The 1692-nt window shown below is 66.0% G+C and carries 2 protein-coding genes; one reads left to right on the top strand and one right to left on the bottom strand.

The window, feature by feature from the left end; translation table 11 throughout:
* Positions 1-209 (top strand): integrase core domain-containing protein (locus K5S26_RS18470; RefSeq protein WP_221860196.1); only part of this gene is annotated, 209 nt, incomplete at its 5' end.
* Between the two features lie 10 nt (positions 210-219).
* Here K5S26_RS18470 and K5S26_RS18465 read toward each other — a convergent pair.
* Complete coding sequence (locus K5S26_RS18465; RefSeq protein ID WP_221860996.1) at positions 220-831, bottom strand: Abi family protein; 612 nt, start codon at positions 829-831, stop codon at positions 220-222.
* Positions 832-1692: the final 861 nt, after the last annotated feature.

Genomic DNA, 1692 nt, shown 5'->3' with positions numbered 1-1692 from the left:
CCACAAAGCCGCACTGCCCCTGGCAGAACGGCAAGGCCGAGCGCTTCAACCGCACCATGCAGGAATACTGGGCCTACCGCGCGCCTTACGCCTCCAACCAGCACCGCGCCGACGCGCTCGCCCCCTGGCTCGAGCACTACAACTACGCTCGACCACACACCGCCTGCGGTGGCCAACCCCCGATCAGCCGAGTGTCACCAACCTCATGACCGAGTACAGCTAGGCGATTGGTGGCCGCCTCGACAGGAGGTCGAAGATCGTGGTCTGATCTGCCAGCATGCGCGCCGCTCTGTCGTCGACGTATCCGGCGATGAAGATGAGGTCCGCGACATGCTGGTGCACGGGCTGATGGAATACCGGCTCATGGTGCGCGACGCGGTTCCGCAGGTCATGAACCCGAATCACGACCTCTTCGAGCTTCGCGCGATCCCGCGCGTGCGCCGGCACACCCTGGAAAGCGGTCTTCACTCGGGGCCAGATAGTTGACTGATAGCGCGCGCTAAAGAGGAAGCGCCAGAAGCCGAACATCAGCTCTGCCACCACCTTGCCCGGGATCTCGACTTGGCCACCCCGTTTGGCCGCATTGCGCGCGGTATCGATGCTGCGGTTGGCCACAGACGAGAAGTTGTAGTGGCTGTCCAGGTACCACTTCTGATCCGGCGAGTGCGGGGCGAGCTTGGCGTGAACGGCGTTCCGCAGCAGCACTTCGACGTGCCCGATCATCTCTAGCAACTGCGCTGACAGAGCAGCGTTCCACAGGTAGAGAGCTACGGTGTCCTCTCGGGCTGATCGGTACCGGGTGAGCCGTTCGCGACTCACCCACTGCTCCAAGAGCTGCTCGTCTGGTGAGTAAGCCATCTGGACACCCCCTTTAGTTCCGGGTATGATCCTAGTGAAAGCCCCGGAACGATCCCTGCTCTGAAAGATTGGGCACATCGCCGGGGCTACAGCTTTTCCCGGGACGAAGGGCCGGGACCGCCCCTTAGGGGCTCAGCAGCTCGATTACCGCGGCCACCAGGCGCACTAGGCGTGTCAGCTGTGGGAGGGAGCGCCAGACGGCGCGGAGCGCCGCCGTTAGGCGCCCTCCGCGCTTGTCGGGCTGACGAGGTTCCGGGGTGTTCGTGGTGTCCATAACCACGATATACGCGGCTCGCCGGCAAAGTCCGCGTGACGCCGCCTCGGTCGCTACGCGGCCGCGAGGCGAGAGCGCCGCAGCTCGATGATCCTGTCGATGCGCAGCCCCGTCCAGGAGTCGCCGTCGGAGAGCTGCACGTACGGGAGCTGCTGCACGCCGGCAGCTCGCAGCAGCTCGGCGGACGCCGGCTCGACGTCGACGTAGCAGGCCGGACCACGCGGGCCAGCTCGCCCAGGAGTGCGAGCTATGCGAGGCGCGAGCGCGCGGGCGGCTGCGGTCGCTCAGCACCGAACAACTCGCCCTCCGCTCGCACGTCGTCTCGGTCACGGCGGAACGCACGCCGCTGTGGGCTCGTGCCTGGCTGCACTTCGGCGACGTTGACGTTCGTGCCACACCATCTGCGTGCAGCGCTGCCGTCGGCATCGAGGTCGGAGCGTGACCCGGTTTCCCGGACGGTTTCTCTGTGTTGATCATGCCGCGGTTGCGGCGGGGATGTGAAGTCGTTCGAACTCCACGGGGCTGAGGTTGCCGAGCGCGGTGTGCCGGCGGGTCGGGTT

The sequence above is a fragment of the Microbacterium marinilacus genome (genome assembly GCF_019753765.1).
GTDB lineage: Bacteria > Actinomycetota > Actinomycetes > Actinomycetales > Microbacteriaceae > Microbacterium > Microbacterium marinilacus.
Note: the sequence above shows the minus strand (reverse complement) of the source record. Positions and strands in the feature narration are given on the sequence as shown.